We start from the raw sequence: 24,965 nt of genomic DNA, 5'->3' as shown, positions 1-24,965 counted from the left end.
CTGAGTTTACAGACAGAGGAAGCGTAAGCCCACTCAATTACCTATGTAGTTCTCAGGGATCACCTGAGAGCGAACAGATTCTTTCCTGGTGTTCATGGCACTGTGGACCCACTCCGATCCATCTCGAACTCGGTTGTGAAACGCAGTAGCGGCGACGATAGTTGGAGGGTAGCTTCCTGCAAAAATAGCTCGATGCCAGGATAAAACAATCTGAACGCTCAAGCCTCACCCCAACAGCGTTGGGGTGAGGCGAGAAAGGCCACCTTTGAGTGGCTTTTTTTGTGCCTAAGGGCCGCCCTTTTGTGTAGTGGACCTTGTGTCTGCTCCACGGGCCGCTGGTTGCCTCTGCTGAGCTGTGCTCATACTGCCAGCTGAATCTGCCCGAAAGAAGTGAGCTGGGAATAGAGTCCCGGATCGTGCTCTGGATTGCCTGGTCTGTTGCTGAAGATGACGCTCAGCCCGCTGCTATGGGCTGCGTCCAGTTCGGCAAGTGAGTCACTTACAAACAGAATCCTGGCTGGTGGAGAGGCAAGGGACTCGGCGATCTTCAAGTAGCTGGCTGGATCCTGTTTGCGGCCGATGCGGGTGTCAAACCAGCCGCAGAACAGCTCTCGCAGATCTCCGGCCGCGCTGTAGCCATAGAGCAGTTGCTGTGCAGCGACCGACCCTGAGGAGTAGACCGCCAGGCGCAGACCAGCGGCCTGCCATCGCTCCAGAGCCGGCGCCACATCGGCAAACAGGGGAGCCTGCAAAATCCCTGAGTGATAACCCTCCTTCCAGATCAAGCCCTGCAGATCCTTGAGGGCTGTGAGCTTGCGGTCTTCATCGATCAGCTGGCGCAGGAAACGACTGAGTTGATGGAGATCGGGGGGCTCGGGCTCGATGGGCTCTGGCTCGATGGCTTCGCTGTCAGTGTTGTGGCAGTCGTTGCGATAGGCCTTGTTGAGTTCAGCCAGCAGGGGCTGGAGGTGGGGATCCTGCCTGTGCTCCAGCAGAAAGGATTCCAGCCGCGTTCTTGCATAGGGAAAGAGTGTGTCGGCCACGAAGCTCACCGGGCACGTGGTGCCTTCGATATCCAGCAGCACATGGCTGAGATCAGCATCAGGCGTCAGTTGACTGACAGCGGCGCTGTCTTCTGCCGCGGCCGCTTCTGGTGTGGATGTGGGCTGCGTCATGGCCTGGTGGCGAGCGGTGGCAGCAGGAGTTCTCTCCAGCTCTGCTCCAGCAGGAACTCGAGAATTTCCAGATGGCGGCGTGCGCTGAAGAGGTCGTGGCCCCAGGCGTAGAGGCCGTGACCGGCAATCAGCAGCCCGTGGGGCGCCTCTTCGAGGCGTGGTGAGGCGGTCTGGCTGAGACGACGCAGATCCTGGTCGTTGGCCAGCACCGGAATGGCGATGGAGCAGTCGTGGCTGCGCAGACCCGCGAGGCCTTTGAGCATTTCCAATCCTTGAATCTGCACGGCTGCGTCTGTGTCCATGCCTTCTGCACCCTTCAGGGCGCGACGGGAGAGCAGGGTGGCAGCCTGGGAGTGGGTGTGCAGCACGGCTCCGGCTCCGGTGCGCTTCACGATCTCCAGGTGCAGCAGAGTCTCGGCACTGGCGGCTCCGCTGCCCTCGATCACCTGGGCTTCGCCATTCACCAGGATCAGGTCGTGGGGCTGGATCGAGCCCTTGTCAACTCCGCTGGGGGCCATCAGCAGTTCCAGGGGCTCCTTGCGGCTCACGCAGCTGAAATTACCGCCCGTGCCGTCGCACCAGCCTCTGGCATGGATCGCTGCGATGACACCACTCAGGGCCATGGCCAGCCCCCCAGGCGTGGATGTGGCCAAAGGATCCATCAATGACAGCGGCATCGTTCCATCTTCCCGCACCTCCACGGCCCACCCCCCCCTCCACGGCCCCCTTGCCCATGATTTCCTTGCCCACACGACCCTGTCCATGCGCACCCCACAGGTTCAGTGCTGGCAGGTGGGGCACCAGTGGCTGCTGCGCCCGCCCAGGCGTTCGCGCTGGATCGGTTGGCCGCAGCGCCGGCAGGGCTGACCACCACGGCGGTAGACCCAGGCGACGCCTCCGTAGTTGCCGTTGGTGCCGCTGAGATCACGGAAGTCGCTGAAGGTGGTGCCGCCTGATCCGATGCTGATCTCGAGCACCTCGATCAAGGCTTCACGCAGGCGTTCCAGCTCCGCGAGGCTGAGGCTGCCGCTGCGGCGCTGTGGAGCCACCCCGGCGGTGAACAGGGATTCATCGGCGTAGATGTTGCCCACCCCAGCCAGCAGCGACTGATCCAGCAGAGCTGCCTTGATCGGCCGCACGGAGCCCTTCAGTTTCTGCTGCAGGTAGGTGGGGCAGAAGGCTGCGCTGAAGGGTTCAGGGCCCAGCTTCTGCAGGCCTGTCATCACGCTGGAGCACTCGTTCCCTGGGGGTATGAACCACATCTGCCCGAAGCTGCGCACATCGATGAAGCGCAGTTCCTGCCCCTGGGGGCTCCAGCAGCGCACGCGCGTGTGGCGGCAGGGGTCACGGGGCTCCTCCAGCCAGAGGAACTGCCCGGTCATGCGCAGATGAACGCCCCAGTGACCTGCAGCCTGGCCGCCGCGGCTCAGCTCAGCCATCAGATATTTGCCCCGGCGGCTCCAGCTCCCCACCCGGCAACCGATCAGGCCGGCCCGGAACTGATCCACATCCTCGGGAGCGGCGATGGCCCGTGGCCTGAGCACCTCCACCTGCTCGATCTCGAAGGCCGTGAGCTGGCGCTCCAGGCCGCGCCGCACGGTTTCCACCTCAGGCAGCTCGGGCATCCGCTCAGCATCGATCCAGGCCCAGGCAGCCTGGCAGGCAGGGTGGAGCGCTCCGGCATAAAAAAACCGCCTGAAGCTCAGCTCCAGGCGGATGGCGAGAGAGTGGGTGGATGACTGGGCGGACGAATGGGCCGATCAGTGCTGGATGATCCGGCCGGGAGGTCAGGCCGTTTCGAGTTCGCGTTCGGCGAAGTTGTTGGTGTTGATGCCGCCTTCGGAGCCGCTGTAGCCGCTGTAGTTGACCTTCTCGAAGCGCACCACCACGGGGTAGCGGATGCCGGTGGTGTCGATCGACGCCACAGTGCCGACTTCGTTGAACCAGTAGGACTCGGGCCGCTTGATGCGCACCTTGTCGCCGCGGGAGATCGCCATCGCTGCGCTGTTGTGGGGTGACTGTCAGACGGAAGATACCTTCCCCGGAGGGGGGCTGAACCGCGGGTGTCATGTTTCGTCGTTCGCCGCCATGGCCCTGCGTGGCAGCATCGGCGATTGCGCCATGGATCGTCGATGGAGGCACCCGCCCTCAGCCTGGAGCTGCCCGATCCGGAGCGCGACGACATCAGCACCATGGAGTTCCTCTCCCGTCTGGAGGAGGCCTGGGCTGTCTGTGACCGCTTCGATCTACAGACGGAGATCTGGCGGGGGCGCATCCTGCGGGCGGTGCGCGACCGGGAGAAGCGGGGGGGAGAGGGCCGCGGCACCGGTTTCCTGCAGTGGCTCCGGGAGCGGGAAATCAGCAAGACCCGCGCCTACAGCCTGATCCAGCTCGCCGATTCCGCCGACAACCTGGTGGGTGACGGGCTTCTGCAGCAGGAGAGCGTGAATAACTTCTCCAAACGCGCCTTCCTCGATACAGCCCTGGCTGATCCCGAGGTGCAGCTGATGATCAGTGAAGCCGCCAACGACGGCCAACAGATCAGCCGCAAGCAGGTGCGGCGTCTCAGCGATGAATTCACGGCCGCCACCAGCCCGCTGCTGCCCGAGGAGATCCGTCAGCGCACCCAGGAGAACCTGCTGCCCCCCCGGGTGGTGGCTCCTCTGGTGCGGGAGCTGGCCAAGTTGCCCGAACCCCAGCAGGACGATCTGCGCCGCGCCCTGCGCGAGGAACCGGAGCTGGAGCGGATCAAGGACGTGACCAGCACCGCCCGCTGGTTGAGCAAGGCCGCCGAGGCCGGCCTCGCCGTGCGCGCCTTCCAGCATGGGGATCTCAACCTGGAGAAGGCCCTGCAGGAGGCTCAGCGGCTCGATGCCCTCGGCCTGTTCGCCGATGCCGTGGCCCAGGCCCAGCAGCTGGAGAGCGCCGTGCTCAAGCTGCACACCAGCTGGCGGCGCCTGGGGGGGTTGCAGGAACGCCTCTGGGTGGAGAGCGGCAGCAGCACCCCCCATCTGCGCGAACTGCTCACCGCCCTGCAGAGCCTCAGCGGCACCACCCTGCGGGTGTCCCTCGGGGAGCTCTCTGGTGGGAAGCGCCTCCGCCTGCAACTGGTGGAGGAGAGCCCCGACCAGCTGACGCCTCCGCCCCTGCCCTGAGCGCCATGACGGACCCGCTCGACGCAGAGCTGCAGCGCCATTTCGGTTGGAGTGCCTTCCGCCCCGGGCAGCGGCCGGTGGTGGAGGCGCTGCTCGCCGGCCAGGACTGTCTGGCGGTGATGCCCACCGGAGCCGGCAAGTCGTTGTGCTTTCAGTTGCCGGCACTGGTGCGACAGGGCCTGGTGCTGGTGGTGTCTCCCCTGGTGGCCCTGATGCAGGACCAGGTGATTCAGCTGCAGCGGCGGGGTATCCCGGCGGCCAGCCTGCACCAGGGACTGGATCTGCCCAGCCGCCGCGTCCTGCTGCGCCGATTGGAGGAGAACCGCCTGCGGCTGCTCTATCTGGCGCCGGAGCGGCTGCAGGCCGAGGCCACCCGCCAGCTGCTGGAGGAGGTGCTGGAGCAGGGACGCCTGGTGGCCCTGGCCGTGGATGAAGCCCATTGCATCAGTGCCTGGGGCCACGACTTCCGCCCCGATTACCGGCGGCTGGGTCAGTTGCGCAGCCTCTGCCCCGGAGTGCCCCTGGTGGCGCTCAGCGCCACGGCGGCCCCCCGGGTGCGGGCCGACATCATCCGCCTGCTGCAGTTGCGCCGCCCGCTGGTGCAGGTGCGCTCGGCCCGTCGCTCCAACCTCACCTATGCGATGCAGCGGCGCCCTGAGGACCCCCTGAACCTGGTGCTGGAGGCGCTGGATCAGGCCCGGGGGGCGGTGCTGATCTATGCGCGCACCCGCCGCTCGGTGGAGCACTGGGCCGCCCGTCTCACCGCCACGGGTCGTGAGGCGATCGCGTACCACGCGGGCATGGATCCCGAGAGCCGCCGCCTGGCCCTGGAGCACTTCCAGGACAGCCCTCAGCCGGTGCTGGTGGCCACCGTGGCCTTCGGGATGGGGGTGGACCGCGCGGATGTGGGCCTGGTGCTGCACCTCGACCTGCCTGCCAGCGCCGAGGGTTATCTGCAGGAGTCGGGGCGGGCGGGCCGGGACGGGCTACCCGCCCGCTGTCAGGTGCTGTTCGATCCGGCCGATCGACTGTCGCTGGGCTGGGCGATGCGTGCCTCGGCCCGGCAGATGAGCCCGGAACTGCAGGACCAGGAGCGCCCGCGCCGCGACATCGCCCAGCAGCAGCTGCGGCGGATGGAGGCGGTGGCGGAGGGCAGTGGCTGCCGCGAGCAGGCCCTGCTGCTGGCGGTGGGGGAACTGGTGCCGCCCTGCGGCCGCTGCGATGTCTGCCAGCGGCCCGGCACCATCAGCGACTGGTCGCTGGATGCGGCGCGGGTGCTGGAGGCCCTGGCCCAGAAGGACGGGGTGGATCTGCGCCGGCTGGCCGAGGCCCTGGAGCAGGCCCATGCCGGCGATGGGCAGCGCTGGGGCTGGCTGACCCGCCGTCTGGTGCAGGAGGAGCTGATCAGTGAAAGCGACGACGGCAGCCAGCGGCTCTGGCTGCGCAGCGCCGGACGCCACTACCTCAACCAGCCCTGGCCCCTGCGCTGGGCGGCCTGACTTCAGCCTGCGGCGTGGCTCAACCCGCGTTGAGGTTGCAAGTGTCTTTGATCAGCTGCTCCTCGTAGTCGGCGCTGGGGTCCTCCCAGCTGCCCCAGCCGCCCGCTTCGCCGGTGGCATTGATCTTGCCGGCGGCGCAGTTGATGGACACGAACACCGGCTGCCCGCTGCTGTTGAGGGCCGGAGCCACCTGGCTGCCGCCCAGGGAGCGCCAGTTGGAGAAGTCCACCTGCAGGGGGCCGTAGGTGCGCCAGTCGGGCGGGGCGGTGTTGCTGGGATCAGGTTTTGGCTGGGGTTTGGCGGCCGGGGTCGGGGCGACAACGGCCGGGGCGGGCTGCTGGGCTTGCTCGGGCTGCTCGGTTTGCGTCGGGGGATTCGGCGCTGGTTTGGGGGCTGCTGTGGGCGGTGCTGGTTTGGCCGCTGGTTGAGCGGCTGGTTTGGCCGGTGCCGGCTTGGAGGCTGGGGTTCCGCTGGCCGTTCCCAGGTTGAGCCTGGTGCCCACCTGCAGGTTGTCGGGGCTCTCCAGCTTGTTGAGGCTCACGAGGCGTGCCACCGGCACGTCGTAGCGCTCGGAGAGTCCCGAGAGGGTTTCGCCGGCCTTGACCACGTGCACTCCCCCGGCCTTCGCGCGCGCCGCTGAGGGGGACTCTGGCTTGGCTGGGGCGACGGGCTTGGCTGGTTTTGACGCGCTTTTCGCCTGCCCCACCTTCAGGCGCTGCCCCACCTGCAGCAGGTCGGCATCCTTGAGGCCATTGAGCTCCATCAGCTTCTGCACGGAGAGGCCGTAGCGATCGGCGATCTCAGAGAGGGTTTCGCCGGAGGCCACGCTGTGGCTGGCCTGGGGGGATGGCCCTGATCGGGTCCCGCCGGTTCTGGCCGCAGCCCCTGCAGGCAGTTTCAGGCGGGTGCCGGCCTCCACCAGGTTGGGGTCCTTGAGGCCGTTGAGCTGAAGCAATCGCTGCACCGACACCCCGTAGCGCTCGCCGATCTCCGAGAGCGTTTCCCCTGACTTGACCACGTGCTGGGGGGCCGCCAGGGCGGGAATGGGCAGCACCAGGGCCAGGGCCAGAGCGGCCAGGGCGCGGCGCAACGGCTGCGGGCTGTGCATAAACGGCGGTCAGCTGATGGAACCTTACGGAGAACCTCCCGGAACGCCAGCCCCTGGCCCAGCCGGACGGCGCTGTTTGACTCTCAGCCCAGCAGCCGTTTGATCAGGCCCAGCCGCTCGCCATAGGGCGGGTAGCGGAAGGGAAGGTCGAGGCGGAAGGGCCTGCGCAGCACGCTGCGCAGATGCGAGAACGTGTCGAAGCCGGCCTGGCCGTGGTAGCGGCCCATGCCGCTCTCGCCGACGCCGCCGAAGGGCAGCTGCGGCACCCCCACCTGCATGACCACATCGTTCATGCAGACCCCGCCGGAACTGGTGCCGGCCAGCACCTGCTCCTGGGCCGCTGAGTTGCGGCTGAACAGATAGAGGGCCAGGGGTTTGGCTCCCCGGCGAATCAGCTCCATGGCTTCAGGCAGGTCGGACACGCCCACCACCGGCAGCAAAGGGCCGAACAGCTCGCCGGCCAGGAGCGGATCGTCGCCGCCGCGGCCACCGAGGAGTTCGCTGGCCGATTGGCAGGCGATCAGGGTGGGCGCGATCCGGCGTGTGTGGGGATCCACCTGGCCGCCGCTGAGCACCCGGCCAGCACGGCGGGCGACCTCCAGCAGGGCCAGCAGGCGATCGAACTGGGCCTGGTTGACGATGCGGGCCAGGTCGGGGGAGCCGAGAGGATCGTCGCCGTAGGCCCGCTGGAACTCGCCCCGCAGGCGCTCGATCAGGGCCGGTTTCACCGTCTCCATAACCAGCAGGTGGTCCGGGGCGATGCAGGTCTGACCGGCGTTGAGGCCCTTGCCCCAGGCCAGCCGCCGGGCGGAGACCCCCAGATCGGCATCGGCCAGCACGATCGCGGGGCTGCGCCCCCCCAGCTCCAGGGTGACGGGGGTGAGATGCCGGGCCGCGGCCGCCATCACCAGTCGGCCGACGCGGCCACCACCGGTGAAGAAGATGTGATCGAAGGGGATCTCCAGCAGCTCGCTGGCCACCTCGGCGGCGCCCTCGCGCACCAGCACCACCTCGGGATCCAGGTGGCGGGCCACCAGCCGAGCGATCAGGGCGGAGGTGTGGGGCGCCTGCTCTGAGGGCTTGAGCACCGCGGTGTTGCCCGCCGCCAGGGCGCTCACCAAAGGCTGGAGCGTGAGCGAAAAGGGATAGTTCCAGGGCCCGATGATCAGCACGCAGCCGAGCGGTTCAGCCACCAGCTCGGCGCGGCCGGGGCGCTGGGAGAGGGGCAGGGGAACGGGTCGCGGCGCCATCCAGCGCTTCAGCTTCTGCTGGGCCAGGCGGAGCTCCTGGCGCACCGCCACCACCTCGAAGTAGGCCTCCACAGGCGGCTTGCCGAGATCGGCAGCCAGTGCTCCAAGGATAGCGGGCTCGTTCTCAGCCAGCAGGGTGTCGAGGCGCTGGAGCTGGGCCCTCCTCCAGGCGATCGGGCGGGTGGTGCCCGAGATCACCGCTGCCCGCAGGACAGCGATCGAGAGGGAGGTCGGACTCATCGACAGGGTGGCGAGGGCGGCAGGGGAAGCGCAGAGGGGCAGACCCATGCTGGCAACCGCATCCATTGTGGCCAAATGGAGTGCCCGACCGGGAGACTTGGCCTGGCTTGATCTCAACAGTTTCCGCTGAATCAGCCTTTGCAGTGAATAAAGATACAGCTATCTGACGGGCTGTGAGCCTGCAAAAAATCAGCTGAGAAAATATATAAAAGACAGTGGGTTGAAAAGCCCTTGACGAGATTTGAACTCGTGACCTCTCCCTTACCAAGGGAGTGCTCTACCACTGAGCTACAAGGGCATGTGGAAAGGTGGGCCGGGTTGGATTTGAACCAACGTAGGCAGAGCCAGCGGATTTACAGTCCGCCCCCATTAACCACTCGGGCACCGACCCGAACCACACCTCGACAACTTACCAGCCGACCCCCCTCATGCAGCTGCTCGCTCTCCATGGCCCCAACTTGAACCTGCTGGGCAGCCGCGAGCCCGGGCTCTACGGCAGCTGGACCCTGGAGGCCATCCACCACGACCTCAGCGAGCGCTCCGCCGCCCTGGGGGTGGAGCTGGCCTGGTTCCAGAGCAACCACGAAGGAGCCCTGGTGGACCGGATCCAGGCGGCCCGCGGCCAGAGCTCCGGCATCCTGATCAATGCCGCCGCCTACACCCACACCTCCATCGCCCTGCGCGATGCCCTGCTGGCCGTGGCCATCCCCTACGTGGAACTGCACCTGAGCAACACCCATGCCCGCGAACCCTTCCGCCATCACTCCCTTCTCGCCGACCGGGCCGTGGGCGTGATCTGTGGCTTCGGGGCTACCAGCTACCGGCTGGCGCTCGAAGGCCTGGTGGATCACCTGCGCAGCCGCCCGTGAGTACCCCAGTGGCGTCGATGGCAACGCCGGTGGCCCGGGTGCGCTGGCTGGCGGCGCCCAGCTCTACGCAATGGCTGGAGCAGGCCCTGGCCCATCCGCTGGAGCTGCTGATCGATCACGCCCACTGCGAGCGCAAGGCGGCCGGAGCGGCCCTGCAGCTGATGTTCCGCTACCCCTCCGACGAGGCCCTCTCGGAGGTCATCAGCCCCCTGGCGCGGGAGGAACTGGAGCATTTCGAGCGGGTGCTGGCTCTGCTGGGGCGGCGGGGGCAGGCCCTGCGCCCCCTGGCGGCTCCCCCCTACGGCGCCGCCCTCTCCAAGCTGGTGCGGCGCCAGGAACCCGGGCGCATGCTCGACAGCTTTCTGGTGGCCGGCCTGATCGAGGCCCGCAGCCACGAGCGCATGGCCCTGCTGGCCGCCCACAGCCCCGATCCGGAGCTGCGCGAGCTCTATGGGGATCTGCTGGCCAGTGAGGCCCGTCATTTCGGCCTCTACTGGGTGCTCTGCGAGCGGCGTTGGCCCCGCCCCGTGGTCAGCGAGCGGCTGGAGCAGCTGGCCGCGGAGGAAGCCCAGCTGCTGGCCCGGTTGCATCCCCAGCCGCGGATGCACAGCTGAGCGGGTCGAGCAGGGGGAAGCGGCTGGCGATGCTGTCGCCCGTGAACTGGGCCACCCAGCCCTCGGGATTCTCGAAGAAGCGCAGGGCCGTGAACCGGGGCGCAGCTCCCATGTCGAACCAGTGGCGGGTGCCGGCGGGAACAGCGATCAGATCGCCCCTGGTGCAGAGCACCTGCAGCACCTCCTCGCCGATGTGCAGGCAGAACAGGCCCTGACCCTCCACGAAGAAGCGCACCTCGTCTTCGGCGTGGGTGTGCTCGGCCAGGAACTTCAAGCGCAGGGCCTGGCGGTCCGGGTGGTCAGGGCCCAGCCGGATCGCATCGACGCTGGGGTAGCGGCTCTGGCCCTGGATGCGGACGATCTCGCTGGCGTAGGCGCTGAGGATGGCCTCCTGGTCGGCGTCCTCCGCCAGCTCGTTGTTGGTCGGCCAGCGCTCGAAACTCAGGCCGCGGGCGGCCAGCTCGGCGGCGATCACTGCGCCGTCGTCGCTGCTGAGCAGGGGCTCGCACGGGGCGAGCGGGCCCGGCGCGGGCGAATGAACGGAGTGGATCTGCAGGCGGCTCACGGCGGCGCAGGGGCGACGGGATCGTGTTCCAGCCTAGAAAGCGTGCTGGCAGGCGCCGCCGGAAGCACCCCAGTGATCGATCGCGTTGATGCAAGCTCGCCGCAGGAGTCCGCCGCCGCAGCGGGCCTGGTGCTGGTGGGGGTGGGCCCCGGGGATCCCGATCTGCTCACCGTGGCGGCGGTGCGGGCGATCCAGGCGGCTGAAGTGGTGGCGTACCCGGTGGCGCGGCTGGAGGCGGAGGGGATGGCCGTCAGGATCGCCGCTCCCTGGCTGAGGCCGCAGCAGCGGCGGCTGCCCTTGCTCTTTCCGATGGTGGCCGAGGCGCCACCGCGGCGCCTGGCCTGGCGCCAGGCCGCCGCCGCCCTGGCCCTGGAGGTGGCGGCCGGCCGGCGGGTGGTGCTGCTCTGTGAGGGCGATGTGTCGCTGTTCGCCAGTGCCTCCTACGTGCTGCTGGCCCTGCAGGAGCACCACCCCCACTGCCCGCTGCGCCTGATCCCCGGGATCACGGCGGCCTCGGCGGCGGCGGCGGCGGGCGCCTGGCCCCTGGCCCTGCAGCGCCAGACCCTGCAGGTGCTGCCCACCCCCGATCAGCCCGCTGAGCTGGAGGCGCTGCTGCAGACGGCCCTGGCCTGCCCGGAGGGCCAGAGGCCGGTGCTGGCCCTGCTCAAGCTGGGCCAGCGCTGGAGCTGGGTGCGGCCCCTGCTGGAGCGCTTCGGGCTGCTGGAGGGGGCCCTCTTCGCCCGGCGCGTGGGCTGGCCCGAGCAGCAGCTGGCGCCGGCCTCGGCGCTGCCGCCCGAAGGCGATGGCTCCGCCACCTATTTCTCGCTGCTGCTGGTGCGCTGCGGTTGGCCTGAGGTGCTCCCCGAGCCGGCGGCGGCCTGTACGGATCAGGGTCAAGGTGCTTGCCTGAAGGCACCGCCTGAAGGCCTATGAATCCAATCGACTGGTTCTCCCTGCTTCACCCGGTGCTGGTGATCCTGTTTGTGTATCCGGTGGTGGGAGCCACTGTTCGCCTGGGAATGCTGGCCCGGGAGCGCCGGCTGAAGATTCACCCCCAGCCGCCCACGGTGGGGGTGGAGCATGCCGACCACGGCCGCTGGCTCACCGGCGGAATGGTGGTGGCGGTGCTGGTGGCCCTGATCTATTCCTTCACCAACAAATTCATCACCCCCGAGCCCGCCTTCGAGGGGGGCGTCCAGCGCCTGGCCCTGCTGCTGCTGGTGAGCGCGGGCACCTTCGCCAGCCTGGTGGCCCTCTGGCGGGTGAAAACCAGCAGCCTGCGGGCCAGCTTCGCGCTGCTCACCTGGGTGGGTCTGTTGGGGCTGGGCAGCCAGCCGGAGATCTGGCGCCTGAGCGACAACCCCTTCGAGGGGGCCTTCTGGGCGTCTCACTACTGGAGCGGTGTGCTGCTCACCGGCCTGATGCTGTTCTCGATGTCGGCCAAGCCGGAGATCTTCCGTTCCCTGAAGATGCGCCGCCTGCATGTGAGTGTGAACATTCTGGTGTCGGTGCTGCTGGCGGTTCAGGCGATCACCGGCAGCCGCGACCTGCTGGAGATCCCGGTGAGCTGGCAGAAGCCGGCGATCTACTCCTGCGACTTCGAGAAGCGCGTCTGCCCGGCCCCGGCTAGCAGCGCCAGTGCCGCCTCAGGGCTGGGGGCGCGCATCAGCTGATGGCGCAGGCTGGCGGCGCCGGCAAACCCCTGGCAGGTCCAGCCCAGGTGTTTGCGGGCGATCAGCAGCCCCTGCTCGCCCCGGGCTGCCACCAGGGCCTCCAGGTGCTCCCGCGCCAGGGCCAGCCGCTCGGGGGTGCCGGGCAGCGGCGGGATCGGCTGACCGCTGAGGGCAGCATCGATGCGGCCCACCAGCCAGGGGGCCCCCAGCGTGCCCCGGCCCACCATCACGCCGTCGGCGCCGGTGCGCTCTAGGCACGCGATGGCCTGCTCGGGGCCGCTGATGTCGCCGTTGGCGATCAGGGGAATGGAGAGGGCCCGCTTCACCCGGGCGATGGCGTCCCAGTCGGCTGAACCGGTGAAGCCCTGCTCTCGGGTGCGGCCATGCAGGGTGAGGGCCTGGGCTCCGGCCCCCTGCAGGGCCAGGGCGAAGCCCACCGGATCGGAGGAGTCGCCGCACCAGCCCAGCCGCGTCTTGACCGTGACCGGCAGCGACACAGCCCCACTCACGGTCTCGACGATGCGGCAGGCCAGGGCCGGGTCGCGCAGCAGGCCACTGCCGCCGCCCTTGCGGGCGATCTTGCGCACCGGGCAGCCCATGTTGATGTCGATCAGGAAGGCACCGGCCCCCTCGGCCCGCCGGGCGGCCTCCGCCATCGCCTGGGGTCGGTGGTCGAAGAGCTGAACGGCGATCGGGCCGCGCTCCGCCTCCAGTCCCGCCAGCTTGTCGCCGCCATGGCCCAGCTCCAGGCTGGTGGCATTCACCATCTCGGTGAAGAGCAGGGCATCGGGCGCCCAGCGGCGCACGAAGCCACGAAAAATTCGGTCGCTCACCCCCGCCAGGGGTGACTGCAGCACGCGGCAGCGCAGGCTCCTCGGCGTGCCGCGACCCGGCAGGCTCAGGGGTGCATCGTGGAGGGAGCTGGAAGCCATGACCATGTCAGCGTCGTCAGCGTCGTCAGCGTCGCAGCCGCAGGGCGCAGCGGATCCCCAGCCGCTCAGCCGGGCCCTGTTGATGATGATCCTCGACGACCGTCTCAGCGATCGTTGCGTCTGTGAGCTGATCTGGCGCCGGCTGGGCTATGGGCCCCAGCAGGGCGAGCCGCAGCAGGGGGCGATCTGGCTGGCGGGGCCCTCCACGCCGCCCGCCTGGGCCGAAGCCTTTCCCCAGGCGCCGGAGCTGATCGCTGAGCGTCCCCCCAGCGTGCGCCTCACCCGCTCCATCCCCGCCGAGCACAAGCAGCTGCTCAAAACCCAGCTGGGCTTCGCTGGCTACCGCATCGATGAGCTGGTGCCGCGCCGCACCCGCCGGGCCACGGCCGTGAGCTGGCTGCTGGCTGATCTGGCCAGCCGCGGCGAGGAGCTGCCGCAGGAGGGGCCGCTGCCGGAGCCCCGCCAGGCGACGTCGCCCGCGGATCAAGGCGGATGATGGAAGCAGCTTCACTCTGTAGGGTTGAAGCAAGACATCGTTGTTGAGATAAAAGTTCTTGGCGCTTCCAGTCGTCGCCATCATTGGGCGGCCCAATGTAGGTAAATCCACCCTGGTGAATCGGCTCTGCCGCAGCCGTGAGGCGATCGTGCACGATCAGCCCGGCGTCACCCGTGATCGCACCTACCAGGAAGGCTTCTGGGGGGATCGGCGCTTTCGGGTGGTGGACACCGGCGGCCTCGTCTTCGATGACGACAGTGAATTCCTGCCGGAGATCCGCGAGCAGGCCAACCTGGCCCTGGCCGAAGCGTCGGTGGCGGTGGTCATCGTCGATGGCCAGCAGGGACTCACTGCGGCTGATCAATCGATCGCCGACTGGTTGCGCGGTCAGAAGGTGCCGGTGCTGCTGGCGGTGAACAAGTGCGAATCGCCGGACCAGGGCCTGGCCATGGCGGCCGATTTCTGGGGTCTGGGTCTGGGGGAGCCCCATCCCGTTTCAGCCATCCACGGCGCCGGCACCGGGGATCTGCTCGATCAGGTGATCGGCTTTCTGCCCACCACCCCCGAAGAGGACACGGAGGAGCCGATCCAGCTGGCGATCATCGGCCGCCCCAACGTGGGCAAATCCAGCCTGCTCAACTCCATCTGCGGTGAAGCACGGGCGATCGTCAGCCCGATCCGCGGCACCACCCGCGACACGATCGACACCACGATCGAGCGCGAAGGCAAAACCTGGAAACTGCTCGACACCGCCGGCATCCGCCGCCGCCGCAGCGTCAGCTATGGCCCGGAATACTTCGGCATCACCCGCAGCTTCAAGGCGGTGGAGCGCAGCGATGTCTGCGTGATGGTGATCGATGCCCTCGATGGCGTCACCGAACAGGATCAGCGGGTGGCCGGCCGCATCGAGGAGGACGGCCGCGCCTGCGTGATCGTGGTGAACAAGTGGGACGCCATCGAAAAGGACAGCCACACCATGGCGGCGATGGAGAAGGAGCTGCGCGCCAAGCTCTACTTCCTCGACTGGGCGCCGATGCTGTTCACCTCCGCCCTCACCGGCCAGCGGGTGGAGAGCATCTTCGCCTCGGCGCTGCTGGCGGTGGAGCAGCACCGCCGCCGGGTCACCACCTCGGTGGTGAATGAGGTGCTGCAGGAGGCGGTGAGCTGGCGTTCGCCCCCCACCAGCCGCGGTGGCCGCCAGGGCCGCATCTACTACGGCACCCAGGTGGCGACCCGCCCCCCCAGTTTCACCCTGTTCGTCAACGACCCGAAGCTGTTCGGCGAAACCTACCGCCGCTATGTGGAGCGCCAGATCCGCGAAGGTCTGGGCTTCGATGGCTCACCGATCCGGTTGTTCTGGCGCGGCAAGCAGCAGCGCGACGCCGAGAAGGAACTGTCCCGGCAGCAGAGCCGCTCAGCCTCCTGATGCCCGGCCTCTCGATGGTGCGCCCCTGATGGACTGGCTGCGTCAGCTGCCCATCGGCCAGTACGTCGACGGTCAGCGGGGCTGGCTGCGCCGGCTCGATGCCCGCCTCAAGCTGGGCTGGACCCTGGCCTTCCTGGCCACCCCGGTGCTGGCCGGACCCGGGTGGCGTCTGTCTCTGGTGGCTCTGCTGCTGCTGATCACGGCCGTCTGTGGTCTGCCCTGGCGCCTGTGGCAGCGCAATCTGCCGCTGCTGCTGGCCCTCTCGCTGCTGGTGGGCCTGCTGGCCTCGCTGGTGCCGGTGAGGGTGGTGGCCTCCGCCAGCGTCATGCGCTCCCCGCAGGAGCTGCTGCTGGCCCCGGCCCCCGCCGGCCAGCCAGCGCCCCAGCGCCTCGGCCTGCGCTGGGAAGTGCTGCGCTGGGGGCCCATCCAGCTCGGACCCCTGCCGGTCGGGCCGCTGGTGGTGAATCGCCGCTCCGCCGAACTGGGCCTGAACAGCGCCACGCTGCTGTTCACCCTGCTGCACAGCGCCAACCTGCTGCTGCTCTCCACCCCGCCGGAGGAACTGGTGTGGGCCCTGAGCTGGGTGATCACGCCGCTCGGTGCTCTGGGGCTGCCGGTGGAGCGGCTGGGCTTCACGCTGCTGCTCTCCCTGCGCTTCCTGCCGCTGGTGCAGGAGGAGTTCCAGAACCTGCTGCGCTCCATCGCCACCCGGGCCGTGAACATCAAAAGCCTGGGCTGGAAGGGTGGGCTCGGCCTGATGCTCTCGGTGGCGGAGCGGCTGCTCGCCAACCTGCTGCTGCGCTCGGAGCAGGGGGCCGAAGCGCTGATGGCCCGCGGGGGGCACTGGGTGCCTCCGGCCCAGATGCGCCTGGCCCGGCAGGCGGCCCGTTGGCTGAATCTTGCGGCGGCCGGCGCACTTTTTCTGTTTCTTGGGCTGCGCTGGCAGTACGGTGCGCTGTAATTGGTAGCCATTGCAGCCGCTAGTGAGCGTCGACGCCACCACAGAGCGTTATCTCAACCATCCGACATTTGGTCTGCTCTACCGGGTGGCACCAGCGGGTGAAGGTCGTGATCTGTTCGCCACCCTCTACGCCCAGCGGATGTTCTTTCTGGTGACCCTGCAGCCACGCGGGGCCCAGTTTGAAGTGATTCCGCTGATGGATGCCCGCCATGTGGCGGAGCAGAACCTGGCCCGGGCCCGGCGCGACGGCAGTGCCCAGCTGCCCCGCTGGCGCCAGCTCTTCGATCAGACCTTCATCTGAGCTGTGATCACTGCCATGTCCGCTGATGGCCTCGCCCGGCGGCTGCAGGCCCTGCAGGGGCAGCTGCCGCCCCGGGCCCGCCTGCTGGCGGTCAGCAAGGGGCAGCCGGCGGCCCGTCTGCGGGAGGCGGTGGGCCTGGGGCTGCGCAGTTTCGGCGAGAGCCGCCTGCAGGAGGCCCAGGCCAAACAGGATGATCTGGCCGATCTCGAACCGCTCGACTGGCATTTCATCGGCCAGCTGCAGGCCAACAAGGCCCGGGGGGTGCTGCGTCATTTCGGCACGATCCATTCCGTCGATCGCTTCTCCCTGGCCGAGCGCTTGCAGCGCATCGCCGCTGAGGAGCAGCTCAGCCCCCGGCTGTTCTTTCAGGTGAAACTGCGGCCCGACCCCGGCAAGGCGGGATTCGAGCCCCTGGAGCTGGAGCGGCTCTGGCCCCGCCTGCTGGCGCTGGAGCCCCTGCGGCCCGTGGGTCTGATGACGATCGCGCCCCTGGGGCTGGAGGCTGATCAACGCTTCAGCCTCTTCCGCGACTGCGCGGCGCTGGCGGCGTCCCTGGGCCTCGCGGAGCTCTCGATGGGCATGAGCAACGACTGGCCAGAGGCGGTGCGGGCGGGCAGCACCTGGGTGCGGATCGGCTCTGCCCTGTTCGGCCCGAGGGCCTGAACTCTGTTTCGGAAATCGGTATCGAGGTTGTGTCCAGTTGCAACCAAAGGCGTGGGACGCTAAGTAAGTACATCTCCATCCACAGGGCCTCACGGTGTCGTTGTTCTCCCGTCTGCGTGCCGTTGTCTCCGGAGACGACTACCTCGAGGGTGACTACGACGACGAGCTGGACTACGACCCCGGCGAGACGCCAGCCAGCACGGCATCTTCCAGCCACCCGGCCCTCTCCAGTGGCAGTGCCCTCGCCCTGACCAGCGACTTCAGCAGCGACGACCCCTTCGGCTCCGTGGGCTCCTCGAGCAACGTCATCGGCATGCCGGGGCTGTCCTCCACCGCGGCGGAGGTCACCTTGATGGAGCCGAGGAGCTTCGACGAGATGCCCCGGGCGATCCAGGCCCTGCGGGACCGCAAGACCGTGATCCTCAACCTCACGATGATGGAGCCGGATCAGGCCCAGCGGGCGGTGGATTTCGTGGCGGGCGGTACCTTCGCCATCGATGGCCACCAGGAGCGGGTGGGCGAGAGCATTTTCCTGTTCGCTCCCAGCTGTGTCACGGTCACCACCGCCAGCGGTGAAGAGGCCTCGTCGCCCACGATCGTCTCCAGCCGCGAGCCCGCTTCCGACGAGAGCGATCCAGCGGCCCCCAGCCCGGCCTGGGGCCGCCAGGATTCCGCCACTGGCTTCAGCCTCTGAACCCCTCCCGTCTTGGTGTGATCGGCCTGGGTCGCATGGCCCGGGCCCTTGTGCTGCCGCTGCTGGATCAGGGGGCGATCGCCCGTGATCAGGTGCAGGCGGTGGTGGCCAGCGAGGAGTCGGCCCGCCGTCTGCAGGCCGAGCTCGGAGTGGCTGTGGGTCTGGATGCGGCCCCCGCCTGGGCGGCCCCCGTGGTGTTGCTGGCGGTGAAGCCCCAGCTCCTCGACAAGGTTTCTGCGGGTGCGCCGGCACCAGTGCCTGGGAGCGATCCCCCCCTGCTGATTTCAGTGCTGGCCGGAGTGAGCCTGGAGCGGCTGCAGCGCTCGTTCCCGGGCTGGCGCTGCGTGCGGACCGTGCCCAACACCCCCTGCCTGGTGGGTGCGGGCATCACCGGGCTGGCCTGGGGCGACGACCTGCCGGCCCAGCAGCGCCAGTGGGTGCTGGATCTCTTCGCCCGCGTCGGTGTGGTCAAGGAGTTGCCCGAGGCCCAGCTGGATGGCCTGCTGGCTGTGGCCTCCTCCGGCCCCGCCCTGGCGGCGGTGCTGCTGGAGGCGCTCGCCGATGGTGGCGTGGCTGCCGGCCTGCCCCGGCCGCTGGCCCTGGAGCTGGCCCTGGGAATGATGAAGGGGTCGATCAAGCTGCTGCAGGAGCAGGGCCTGCACCCCGCTCAGCTCAAGGACATGGTGGCCAGTCCGGCCGGCACCACGATCGCGGCCCTGCGGCAGCTGGAGCAGGCGGGCGTGCGCAGTGCCCTGATCGAGGCGGTGCTGGCCGCGGCAGAGCGCAGCCGGGCGCTGAACGCCGGCTAGGCGTTCTCAGGCCTTCTGCTTCTGCCCCAGGCGCGGCTCCTCGCCAGCCAGCAGCCGCTTGAGGTTGCTGCGGTGCCTCCACACCACCAGCACGGTGGTGAGCACCGCCAGGGCCAGGTAGGCGGGCCGCAGGCCGGTGCCGGCTCCGGCGAAGGCCCCCAGCATCAGCAGCGGCAGGCTCAGGGCCGCCACGATGCTGGAGAGCGAGACGATGCGGCTGATGGTGAGGCAGGCCAGAAAGGTGCCGAAGCAGGCCAGGCCCACCGCCGGCACCAGGCCCAGCAGCATGCCCAGCCCCGTGGCCACGGCCTTGCCCCCTTTGCCGCCCAGCCACACCGGCCAGATGTGACCCGCCAGGGCTGCCAGACCGGCCCCCACCACCCACCAGTCGGTGAGTGGGGTGAAGCCGCTGGGCTGCAGCAGGGCCTTGGCCAGCAGCACCGCGGTGCTGCCCTTGAGCACATCCACCAGGAACACCACCAGGGCGGGGCCCTTGCCCAGCTGACGCAGCACGTTCGTGGCCCCGGTGGAGCCGGAGCCCAGCTGGCGCAGGTCGATGCCGGCCAGCCAGCGGCCCGCCAGCCAGCCCGTGGGCAGCGAGCCCAGCAGGTATCCCGCCGTCAGCACCAGCAGGGGCAGGAGCATCTGGCTCATGACAGGTCCTGCTCCAGGGCCAGCTCGTTGGCGGTGGCGGCGAAGGCCAGCCAGAGGGGGAACTGCAGCACCGGGATGTCGACCACCTGTTCGGCGGCATCCACGACGATGAAGGGCAGCTCGCCGCGCTCCTCCAGCCGGTCGGCGCGCTCGATCAGGGCATCGGGCCGCTCGAACAGCACGATGCCGCTGTTGGGGCCGAAGTCTTCCCGGGCCAGGCCCAGGCAATCCTGCAGGCCGCGGCGCCACTCCCCGAGCCGCTCGGGCTCGCCGGCCAGCACCAGGGTCTGGAAGCGTTCGCCGTAGAGGTCGCCCAGGATCGCCACGGCTCCAGCGGTGATCAGGGCATTGCGGTTGCGGCTGCCGCTGCTGGCCTGGGCCCCCCGCCCGCCCTGGCTGAGGAACCAGTCGTCGAGCAGGGCGGCGGCGGTGGGCTCCAGGCTGCGGCGCAGCTTCCAGGGATCGGCATAAAAATCGGGCTGGCCCTGGAAGCTGGAGAGGCGATCGCGGATCAGCTCCGCGTCCTGGCTGAACTGGCCCGCCGCCGCCGGTGGGATCTGCTGAACACCGGCCGGTGGGATCTGCTGAACACCGGCCCCAGCAGCCGCTGCCGCCGCCGAAACTGCGGGGGCCGTGTCCAGGGGGGAGGGCTGCAGCTGCAGGGGCTGCACCACCAGGTCCATCAGCTCCGCCTGGCTGGCCAGGTCCTGCAGGGCCACCACCAGGTAGTCCTGGAAGCCCTTGAGCCGGCGGGCGATGCCATCGGCGCGGCCGCTGGGGCTGCCGTTGAGATCGGCGTCCAGCTGCTGCCGCCGCTGCTCCAGGACCTTGATCTCGCCCAGCAGCGTCGCCCGGCGCTCCCGCAGGTCGAGGAGAGCCAGCTCCAGCAGCTCCTCGCGAGCTGGCGGCTCGGTCTGGGGCTCGGGGCTGGGTTCAGTGGGGGGTGTGGTGTCGCTCATGGCAGGGCGCTGAGGTGGAGCTCCAGCTGTTGACGCAGGGCGGTGGCATCAAAGATCACCGGCAGCAGGTGGGGACTCTGGCGTTCACGGAAATAAAACAGCACCGGCAGGGGGCCCCAGAACACGGTCCAGCCGAGCCAGTCGCTGTAAGGGAAGCGGCGCAGCAGCCTGGAGCGGCTCCACACCAGCAGGGCCTCGTCGCTGAACTGCAGGCGCAGCAGCAGGGTCTGCAGCAGCAGGAACAGCCCCAGCAGGCCCACCACCCCAGCGGCGATCGCTGCCCCACCCCAGAGGCGCTGGAGGGGCAGCAGCGCCAGCCCCAGGGCAAGGATCCCCAGGGGCAGCCAGGGCCGCGGCGCCAGGATCACTCCGGCGGCTGGATCAGGACCGCTCGACGCTGGACTGGTTGGAGGAGTCATCGCCCCATGCTGCAGCGCCCGCCCCCCCGTTGACCAGCTCAGGTCCCGAAGAGCACCTTGGTGAGCACCACATCCATCAGGCTCACGGTCACCAGGATCATCACCACGGCGCCGGTGGTGCTGGTGCCCACTTCCTTGGGGCCGCCCCTGGTGCTGAGGCCCCAGCCGCAGGCGATCACGGCGATCTGCAGGCCGAACACCAGGGCCTTCACCAGCATCGAGGGCAGGTCGGAGGGCTCCATCCAGGTGCGCACGGAGTTCCAGAACACCGAGGGGGGAATTGAATAGAGAAAGGTGCTGCTCACCTGGCCCGACCAGATCCCCACCACGAAGAACAGCAGGCACTGCACCGGCGCCATAATCACCATCGCCAGCACGCGGGGCACCACCAGGTACTGCACCGGATCGGTGCGCAGCATCGTGATGGCGTCGATCTGCTCGGTCACCTGCATCGTGCCCAGCTGGGCGGCATAGGCCGTGGCCACCTTCCCGGTGAGCAGGGTGGCGGTGAGCAGCGGGGCGATTTCCCGCGCCAGCCCCACGGCGAGGATGCCGCCCACGGAGAATCCGGCCCCCTGGCGGGTCAGCTCCGCCGCCACCTGAATGTTGAACACCGTGCCGGCGGCCAGGGCGGTGATGACCACGATCAGGAAGCTGCCTGGTCCGGCTTCGAGCATCTGCTCGAACAGGTCGTTGAGATTGATGCGGCCCTTGGCCAGGGCGGAGATGGCCTGGCCGCCGATCAGGACACTGCTGCCCAGCCGCTGGAGATAGCGGGGAAGCCTCACGGTTGCAGCGCCGGGCGGCGCCGCTCCGGCCAGCGGCGCATCACCACCAGCCCCACCATGATCAGCACCACCGGGATGATGCCCATGCACAGCCGGATCGTGAGCAGGGCCGAGTCGGGCTGGAGCAGCCCCTGGGCGGCCTTGTAGCCGCTGAAGCTGAGAACGTTGCCGAGCACGAACACCGCCACGCCGATGCCCAGTTTCTGGGTGATCACCATCCAGGCGGTGTAGAGGCCGGCGGGTTTGTCGGGATCGGCATCGATGGCATCGGGAAGCAGGGCCCAGGGGATCAGGTAGGCCGTGGCGGCACCCAGGCCCACCAGCATGATCGTGCCCACCAGCAACGTGAGATTCAGCAGGTTGCCGGCCGAACCGATCGGCGAGACCTCCGGGTTGAGCGGCGCCAGCACCATCGCCGCCATGCAGCCCACCACCCAGAGGCCCACGCCCCAGCGCAGGGCATGGACCCGGCCGTGCCAGTAGGCCACCCAGCTCCAGAGCTGCAGGCCCGCCAGGGCACTGACCTGGAAGGGGATCAGGATCCAGGTGCTCCAGCTCTCGGGGATGCGCATCACCACCGTCAGGAAGATCAGCGACACCGGCTGCATCAGTTGCAGGGCGCACCACAGCAGCAGATAGAGCCCCAGCACCCGCAGGAAGCGACCGTTGCGGCTGATCCGTCTGAGCTGCTTGCCGATTGGCTCGGGATGGCCGCTGGGGCGCTGGCAGTGGCGGGCGAAGGGAGCCAGCCCCCAGGCGCAGACCAGGCTGGTGACGGTGATCAGCACCCCGGAAATCATTCCCATGCGCAGGTAGCCGTCGGCGCCGCCGCCCACCAGCAGGGCCCCCAGCACCAGGCCGCTCAGCCCGGCGACGATCGAGCCGGTGAAGCGCAGGGCGTTGAGCCGGGTGCGCAGGGGCGTGTCGGTGGTGAGCTCGCAGGCCAGGGCCGAATAGGGCAGGTTCACGCAGGTGTACAGACCCATCGCCACCAGCTGGATCAGCACGAAGACGGCGAATTTCTGCCAGTCGTCGCCGGGCGGCACCCACCACATCGCCGCCATGCTCAACCCGAGGGGCAAGGCGCTGAAGGCGATCCAGGGAATGCGCGGTCCCCAGCGGCTCTTGGTGTGATCGCTGAGGAAGCCCACGATCGGGTCGTTGATGCCGTCCCAGACCTTGATCACCATCAGCACCAGCCCCGCCATCCAGGCCGGCAGCCCTGCCACCCCGGTGTAAAACACGAAGAGGTAGAAGCCCAGCAGGGTGGCGGCCATGCCGGTGCCGGCGTCGCCGAGGCTGTAAGACCAGAGCATCCGCTGGCGGGCTGCGCCGCTGAGGCTGGAGGCATCGCTGACGGGCCTGGTGTCCTGGGGGCTCAGCGTGGTCTCAGGGGAGGTCAAAGGGGCTGTACCAGGCTCAGGTCGTAGCGCAGGTCATAATGCTGCAGGCCAGCGCTCTGTGCGGCCACGGGGCCGAGACGGGCACCCGGCATCGGTACGCATGTACTGCTGCGGGCGTAGTTTAGTGGTAAAACCTCAGCCTTCCAAGCTGATGATGCGGGTTCGATTCCCGCCGCCCGCTTGTTTCTTCAGAGCCCCGTTGCCTCGATCAGGTGGGGGGCCAGCAGCAGCATCAGGCTGCGGCCCATCAGCGGGGCCTCGCTGGCGGAGGCCCAGGGCTGGGGTTTCTCGGCCAGCCGCTCGCCATCGACCTCGCCGGTGTCGATGGCCCGCAGCCAGCCGCCACTGGCCTCGGGCAGCTTGAAGACCATCGGCTGGTAGTAGGCATTCATGCCGCACCAGAGCAGGGGGCCGTGGCGCATGTCGTGCAGGCTCCAGGCCAGGCTGTGGGACCAGCTGCCCCAGTCGGGTTGGAGCAGCTCCACCCCATGCCACTCGCGCCAGATCAGATGCCGCTCGCTGGGCCCGGAGGGGGGGCTGTCGGCATGGGGGGTCTCGGGGTTGAGCAGGCCTTCGAGCCGGCGGCGCAGGCGCACCAGCCGGCTCACGTAGCGATGCAGGCGCTGGTCGTCCTCGTCGGGGCGCCAGTGCATCCAGCCCAGGGGATTGTTCTGGCACCAGGTGTTGTTGTTGCCCCCCTGGCTGCGGCGCACCTCATCGCCCATCAGCAGCATCGGCACCCCGGGCGCCAGCAGCATGGTGGCCAGCAGGTTACGGATCTGGCGGTTGCGCAGCTCGTTGACCTGTGGATCGCTGCTGGGACCCTCCACTCCGTGGTTCCAGCTGTTGTTGTGGTTATCGCCGTCGCGGTTGTCCTCGCCATTGGCCAGGTTTTGCTTGCGGTCGTAGCTGACCAGATCGGCGAGGGTGAAGCCGTCGTGGGCGGTGATGAAGGTGATGCTGCGGCCTGGTGTGGCCGGCTTGCCGCCATAGAGGTCAGGGCTGCCGGAGAGCCTCTGGGCCATCAACCAGCTGCCGTTGTCATCCCCTTTCCAGAAGCGGCGCACATCGTCGCGGAAGCGGCCGTTCCAGGTGCCCATGCGCCGTGCCGGAAAGTCATGGAGCCGGTAGAGGCCGCCGCAATCCCAGGGTTCGCTCACCAGCTTGAGGTCGCTCAGTTCGGGGTCGGCCTCGATCTCCTCGAACAGGGGGGGGTGGTCGAGCGGGGTCAGCTCCTCACCGCGGCTGAGGGCGATGCCGAGATCGAAGCGGAAGCCGTCGATGCCCAGCTCCAGGGCCCAGCAGCGCATGGATTCCAGCAACAGCCGCCGCGCCAGGGGGCGGTTGGCGGCGATGGTGTTGCCGCAGCCGGTGACATCGAGGTAATCCCCTCGGCCGTTCTGGTGGTAATAGAGGCGGTCCGCGAGTCCACGCCAGCTCAGGGTCGGCCCGTACTGGTTGCCTTCGCTGGTGTGGTTGTAGACCACATCGAGCAGCACTTCCATTCCGGCCTGGTGGCAGGCGGTGACCAGCTGCCGCACCTGCTGGCGCCCCGCCAGCGGGTCGTCGCCCACCAGATAACCCTGGTGGGGGGCCATCCAGCTCAGGGGGCTGTAGCCCCAGTAGTTCTGGCGCCCGTGGGGGGCATCCTGGGGATCGAAGGCCATCACCGGCAGCAGCTCCAGGGCGGTGACGCCCAGGTTGCGCAGGTAGGGCAGGGAGTCGATCACGCCCAGCAGGCTGCCCTGGCGCTCGGGGGCCACGGGGCTGCCCTGGCCGCGGCTGAGCCCACCCACGTGCAGCTCATAGATGACTGTGCTCTGCCAGCTGTGGCGGGGCCTTGGCGCCGCCACGAAATCGAAGCGATCCCGCTCCGTCACCACCCCTTTGAGGCAGGTGGCGGTGTTGGGGATGGCGCCGATGGCGTCATTGCGGCGGTAGACATCCCAGCCGCTGATCGCCCGGGCGCAGGGATCCAGCAGCACCTTCGACGGGTTGAAGCCGTGCCCCCCCGGCAGCAGGGGCCCATAGACGCGGTAGCCGTAGCAGGTGCCAGCGCCGATCCCCTCCACCTCCACGTGCCAGTGGTCGCCGGAGCGATGGCGCAGGTCCAGGGCAATGACCCGGAAGGGTTCAGGCGAGCTGCCGCGGGCGAACAGCAGCAGCTCCACCCGCGTGGCTGATGGGGCCACCAGGGAGAAGTTCACCCCCCGGGCGGTGAGCGCCGCCCCGAGGGGCCAGGGATGTCCGAGCTGGATCGAAGACAAAGACCCGAGTGACCTGACGCCTCAAACTAGATGTGTGCAGGGGCC

At 68.7% G+C, this 24,965-nt stretch carries 27 protein-coding genes, 3 tRNA genes and 1 rRNA gene; 15 read left to right on the top strand and 16 right to left on the bottom strand.

Annotated elements, in window-relative coordinates; translation table 11 throughout:
- The first annotated feature begins 84 nt into the window (after positions 1 to 84).
- Positions 85 to 201 (top strand): 5S ribosomal RNA (gene rrf / locus KQ304_RS06770).
- Between the two features lie 158 nt (positions 202 to 359).
- Here rrf and mtnC read toward each other — a convergent pair.
- The 4 genes from mtnC to KQ304_RS06750 all read right to left on the bottom strand — a co-directional run bounded on the left by mtnC (position 360) and on the right by KQ304_RS06750 (position 3,172).
- A complete protein-coding gene (mtnC, locus tag KQ304_RS06765; protein ID WP_259736339.1) occupies positions 360 to 1,175 on the bottom strand; it encodes an acireductone synthase in 816 nt (271 codons plus the stop codon).
- Positions 1,172 to 1,837, bottom strand: coding sequence for a methylthioribulose 1-phosphate dehydratase (gene mtnB, locus KQ304_RS06760; RefSeq protein ID WP_399228646.1), 666 nt, complete (start codon positions 1,835 to 1,837; stop codon positions 1,172 to 1,174). The genes mtnC and mtnB overlap by 4 nt, the downstream gene beginning before the upstream one ends.
- A gap of 117 nt (positions 1,838 to 1,954) precedes the next feature.
- Positions 1,955 to 2,800: a DNA-formamidopyrimidine glycosylase gene (locus tag KQ304_RS06755; RefSeq protein ID WP_259736338.1), complete on the bottom strand. Its 846-nt coding sequence runs from the start codon at positions 2,798 to 2,800 to the stop codon at positions 1,955 to 1,957.
- Positions 2,801 to 2,962: 162 nt separating this feature from the next.
- Positions 2,963 to 3,172, bottom strand: coding sequence for a photosystem I reaction center subunit IV (locus KQ304_RS06750; protein ID WP_259736337.1), 210 nt, complete (start codon positions 3,170 to 3,172; stop codon positions 2,963 to 2,965).
- A gap of 135 nt (positions 3,173 to 3,307) precedes the next feature.
- Here KQ304_RS06750 and KQ304_RS06745 point away from each other — a divergent pair, with 135 nt between their 5' ends.
- Both KQ304_RS06745 and KQ304_RS06740 read left to right on the top strand, forming a co-directional pair.
- Positions 3,308 to 4,330 carry a hypothetical protein gene (locus KQ304_RS06745; RefSeq protein WP_259736336.1) on the top strand — a complete coding sequence of 341 codons (1,023 nt, stop codon included), beginning with the start codon at positions 3,308 to 3,310 and terminating at the stop codon, positions 4,328 to 4,330.
- Positions 4,331 to 4,335: 5 nt separating this feature from the next.
- Positions 4,336 to 5,829: an ATP-dependent DNA helicase RecQ gene (locus tag KQ304_RS06740; RefSeq protein WP_259736335.1), complete on the top strand. Its 1,494-nt coding sequence runs from the start codon at positions 4,336 to 4,338 to the stop codon at positions 5,827 to 5,829.
- A gap of 19 nt (positions 5,830 to 5,848) precedes the next feature.
- On the opposite strand, the gene KQ304_RS06735 is transcribed toward KQ304_RS06740, so the two are convergent.
- The 4 genes from KQ304_RS06735 to KQ304_RS06720 form a co-directional block, all read right to left on the bottom strand.
- Positions 5,849 to 6,937 carry a LysM peptidoglycan-binding domain-containing protein gene (locus KQ304_RS06735; RefSeq protein WP_259736334.1) on the bottom strand — a complete coding sequence of 363 codons (1,089 nt, stop codon included), beginning with the start codon at positions 6,935 to 6,937 and terminating at the stop codon, positions 5,849 to 5,851.
- A gap of 83 nt (positions 6,938 to 7,020) precedes the next feature.
- Entirely contained in the window at positions 7,021 to 8,427 is a 1,407-nt protein-coding gene (locus KQ304_RS06730; protein ID WP_259736333.1) for an aldehyde dehydrogenase family protein, read from the bottom strand.
- 226 nt (positions 8,428 to 8,653) lie between these two features.
- Positions 8,654 to 8,725, bottom strand: a tRNA-Thr gene (locus KQ304_RS06725).
- Positions 8,726 to 8,736: 11 nt separating this feature from the next.
- Positions 8,737 to 8,818: transfer RNA gene (locus KQ304_RS06720), tRNA-Tyr, on the bottom strand.
- 37 nt (positions 8,819 to 8,855) lie between these two features.
- On the opposite strand from KQ304_RS06720, the gene aroQ reads away from it, so the two are divergent.
- Both aroQ and KQ304_RS06710 read left to right on the top strand, forming a co-directional pair.
- A complete protein-coding gene (aroQ, locus tag KQ304_RS06715; protein WP_259736332.1) occupies positions 8,856 to 9,296 on the top strand; it encodes a type II 3-dehydroquinate dehydratase in 441 nt (146 codons plus the stop codon).
- 17 nt (positions 9,297 to 9,313) lie between these two features.
- The gene (locus tag KQ304_RS06710; RefSeq protein ID WP_259736345.1) at positions 9,314 to 9,910 is read left to right on the top strand and encodes a tRNA-(ms[2]io[6]A)-hydroxylase; all 597 of its coding nucleotides are present in this window, start codon (positions 9,314 to 9,316) and stop codon (positions 9,908 to 9,910) included.
- On the opposite strand, the gene KQ304_RS06705 is transcribed toward KQ304_RS06710, so the two are convergent.
- Complete coding sequence (locus KQ304_RS06705) at positions 9,828 to 10,475, bottom strand: 1,2-dihydroxy-3-keto-5-methylthiopentene dioxygenase (protein WP_399228639.1); 648 nt, start codon at positions 10,473 to 10,475, stop codon at positions 9,828 to 9,830. The genes KQ304_RS06710 and KQ304_RS06705 overlap by 83 nt on opposite strands.
- Positions 10,476 to 10,610: 135 nt before the next feature.
- Between KQ304_RS06705 and KQ304_RS06700 the strand changes: the two genes are divergently transcribed.
- Entirely contained in the window at positions 10,611 to 11,408 is a 798-nt protein-coding gene (locus KQ304_RS06700) for a precorrin-2 C(20)-methyltransferase (protein WP_259736343.1), read from the top strand.
- Positions 11,405 to 12,148: a DUF4079 domain-containing protein gene (locus tag KQ304_RS06695; RefSeq protein WP_259736331.1), complete on the top strand. Its 744-nt coding sequence runs from the start codon at positions 11,405 to 11,407 to the stop codon at positions 12,146 to 12,148. Before KQ304_RS06700 ends, KQ304_RS06695 begins: the two co-directional genes overlap by 4 nt.
- On the opposite strand, the gene dusB is transcribed toward KQ304_RS06695, so the two are convergent.
- A complete protein-coding gene (dusB, locus tag KQ304_RS06690) occupies positions 12,061 to 13,080 on the bottom strand; it encodes a tRNA dihydrouridine synthase DusB (RefSeq protein WP_259736330.1) in 1,020 nt (339 codons plus the stop codon). The two genes, KQ304_RS06695 and dusB, sit on opposite strands and share 88 nt — an antisense overlap.
- Positions 13,081 to 13,084: 4 nt before the next feature.
- Between dusB and KQ304_RS06685 the strand changes: the two genes are divergently transcribed.
- From KQ304_RS06685 to proC, 7 genes are all read left to right on the top strand, one after another.
- On the top strand, positions 13,085 to 13,576 hold the full coding sequence (locus KQ304_RS06685; RefSeq protein ID WP_259736342.1) for a DUF1823 family protein: 492 nt from the start codon (positions 13,085 to 13,087) through the stop codon (positions 13,574 to 13,576).
- Positions 13,577 to 13,634: 58 nt separating this feature from the next.
- Entirely contained in the window at positions 13,635 to 15,002 is a 1,368-nt protein-coding gene (gene der, locus KQ304_RS06680; protein WP_259736329.1) for a ribosome biogenesis GTPase Der, read from the top strand.
- A gap of 28 nt (positions 15,003 to 15,030) precedes the next feature.
- On the top strand, positions 15,031 to 15,963 hold the full coding sequence (locus KQ304_RS06675; RefSeq protein ID WP_259736328.1) for a CbiQ family ECF transporter T component: 933 nt from the start codon (positions 15,031 to 15,033) through the stop codon (positions 15,961 to 15,963).
- Between the two features lie 22 nt (positions 15,964 to 15,985).
- The gene (locus KQ304_RS06670) at positions 15,986 to 16,264 is read left to right on the top strand and encodes a PipX family protein (protein WP_197162320.1); all 279 of its coding nucleotides are present in this window, start codon (positions 15,986 to 15,988) and stop codon (positions 16,262 to 16,264) included.
- 15 nt (positions 16,265 to 16,279) lie between these two features.
- Positions 16,280 to 16,927 (top strand): YggS family pyridoxal phosphate-dependent enzyme, encoded by a 648-nt coding sequence (locus KQ304_RS06665; RefSeq protein ID WP_259736327.1) that lies wholly within the window; start codon positions 16,280 to 16,282, stop codon positions 16,925 to 16,927.
- 94 nt (positions 16,928 to 17,021) lie between these two features.
- Positions 17,022 to 17,621: a cell division protein SepF gene (locus KQ304_RS06660; protein WP_259736326.1), complete on the top strand. Its 600-nt coding sequence runs from the start codon at positions 17,022 to 17,024 to the stop codon at positions 17,619 to 17,621.
- Positions 17,618 to 18,430 carry a pyrroline-5-carboxylate reductase gene (proC, locus tag KQ304_RS06655; RefSeq protein ID WP_259736341.1) on the top strand — a complete coding sequence of 271 codons (813 nt, stop codon included), beginning with the start codon at positions 17,618 to 17,620 and terminating at the stop codon, positions 18,428 to 18,430. The genes KQ304_RS06660 and proC overlap by 4 nt, the downstream gene beginning before the upstream one ends.
- A gap of 6 nt (positions 18,431 to 18,436) precedes the next feature.
- On the opposite strand, the gene plsY is transcribed toward proC, so the two are convergent.
- The 5 genes from plsY to KQ304_RS06630 are packed head-to-tail and all read right to left on the bottom strand — an operon-like array spanning position 18,437 to position 22,653.
- A complete protein-coding gene (gene plsY, locus KQ304_RS06650) occupies positions 18,437 to 19,084 on the bottom strand; it encodes a glycerol-3-phosphate 1-O-acyltransferase PlsY (RefSeq protein WP_259736325.1) in 648 nt (215 codons plus the stop codon).
- Entirely contained in the window at positions 19,081 to 20,043 is a 963-nt protein-coding gene (locus KQ304_RS06645; RefSeq protein ID WP_259736324.1) for a DUF3086 domain-containing protein, read from the bottom strand. Before KQ304_RS06645 ends, plsY begins: the two co-directional genes overlap by 4 nt.
- Complete coding sequence (locus KQ304_RS06640) at positions 20,040 to 20,462, bottom strand: DUF3119 family protein (protein ID WP_259736323.1); 423 nt, start codon at positions 20,460 to 20,462, stop codon at positions 20,040 to 20,042. Before KQ304_RS06640 ends, KQ304_RS06645 begins: the two co-directional genes overlap by 4 nt.
- Before the next feature lie 38 nt (positions 20,463 to 20,500).
- Positions 20,501 to 21,250 (bottom strand): ABC transporter permease, encoded by a 750-nt coding sequence (locus KQ304_RS06635; RefSeq protein ID WP_259736322.1) that lies wholly within the window; start codon positions 21,248 to 21,250, stop codon positions 20,501 to 20,503.
- Positions 21,247 to 22,653 (bottom strand): MFS transporter, encoded by a 1,407-nt coding sequence (locus KQ304_RS06630; RefSeq protein ID WP_259736321.1) that lies wholly within the window; start codon positions 22,651 to 22,653, stop codon positions 21,247 to 21,249. Before KQ304_RS06630 ends, KQ304_RS06635 begins: the two co-directional genes overlap by 4 nt.
- 110 nt (positions 22,654 to 22,763) lie before the next feature.
- Between KQ304_RS06630 and KQ304_RS06625 the strand changes: the two genes are divergently transcribed.
- Positions 22,764 to 22,834: transfer RNA gene (locus KQ304_RS06625), tRNA-Gly, on the top strand.
- A 7-nt stretch (positions 22,835 to 22,841) separates the two neighbouring features.
- On the opposite strand, the gene KQ304_RS06620 is transcribed toward KQ304_RS06625, so the two are convergent.
- Positions 22,842 to 24,920, bottom strand: a complete 2,079-nt coding sequence (locus KQ304_RS06620; RefSeq protein WP_259736320.1) for a glycogen-debranching protein — start codon at positions 24,918 to 24,920, stop codon at positions 22,842 to 22,844.
- Positions 24,921 to 24,965: the final 45 nt, after the last annotated feature.

Source organism: Synechococcus sp. CS-1329, from assembly GCF_025128055.1.
In the GTDB taxonomy this organism is placed as follows: domain Bacteria; phylum Cyanobacteriota; class Cyanobacteriia; order PCC-6307; family Cyanobiaceae; genus Regnicoccus_A.
Note: the sequence above shows the minus strand (reverse complement) of the source record. Positions and strands in the feature narration are given on the sequence as shown.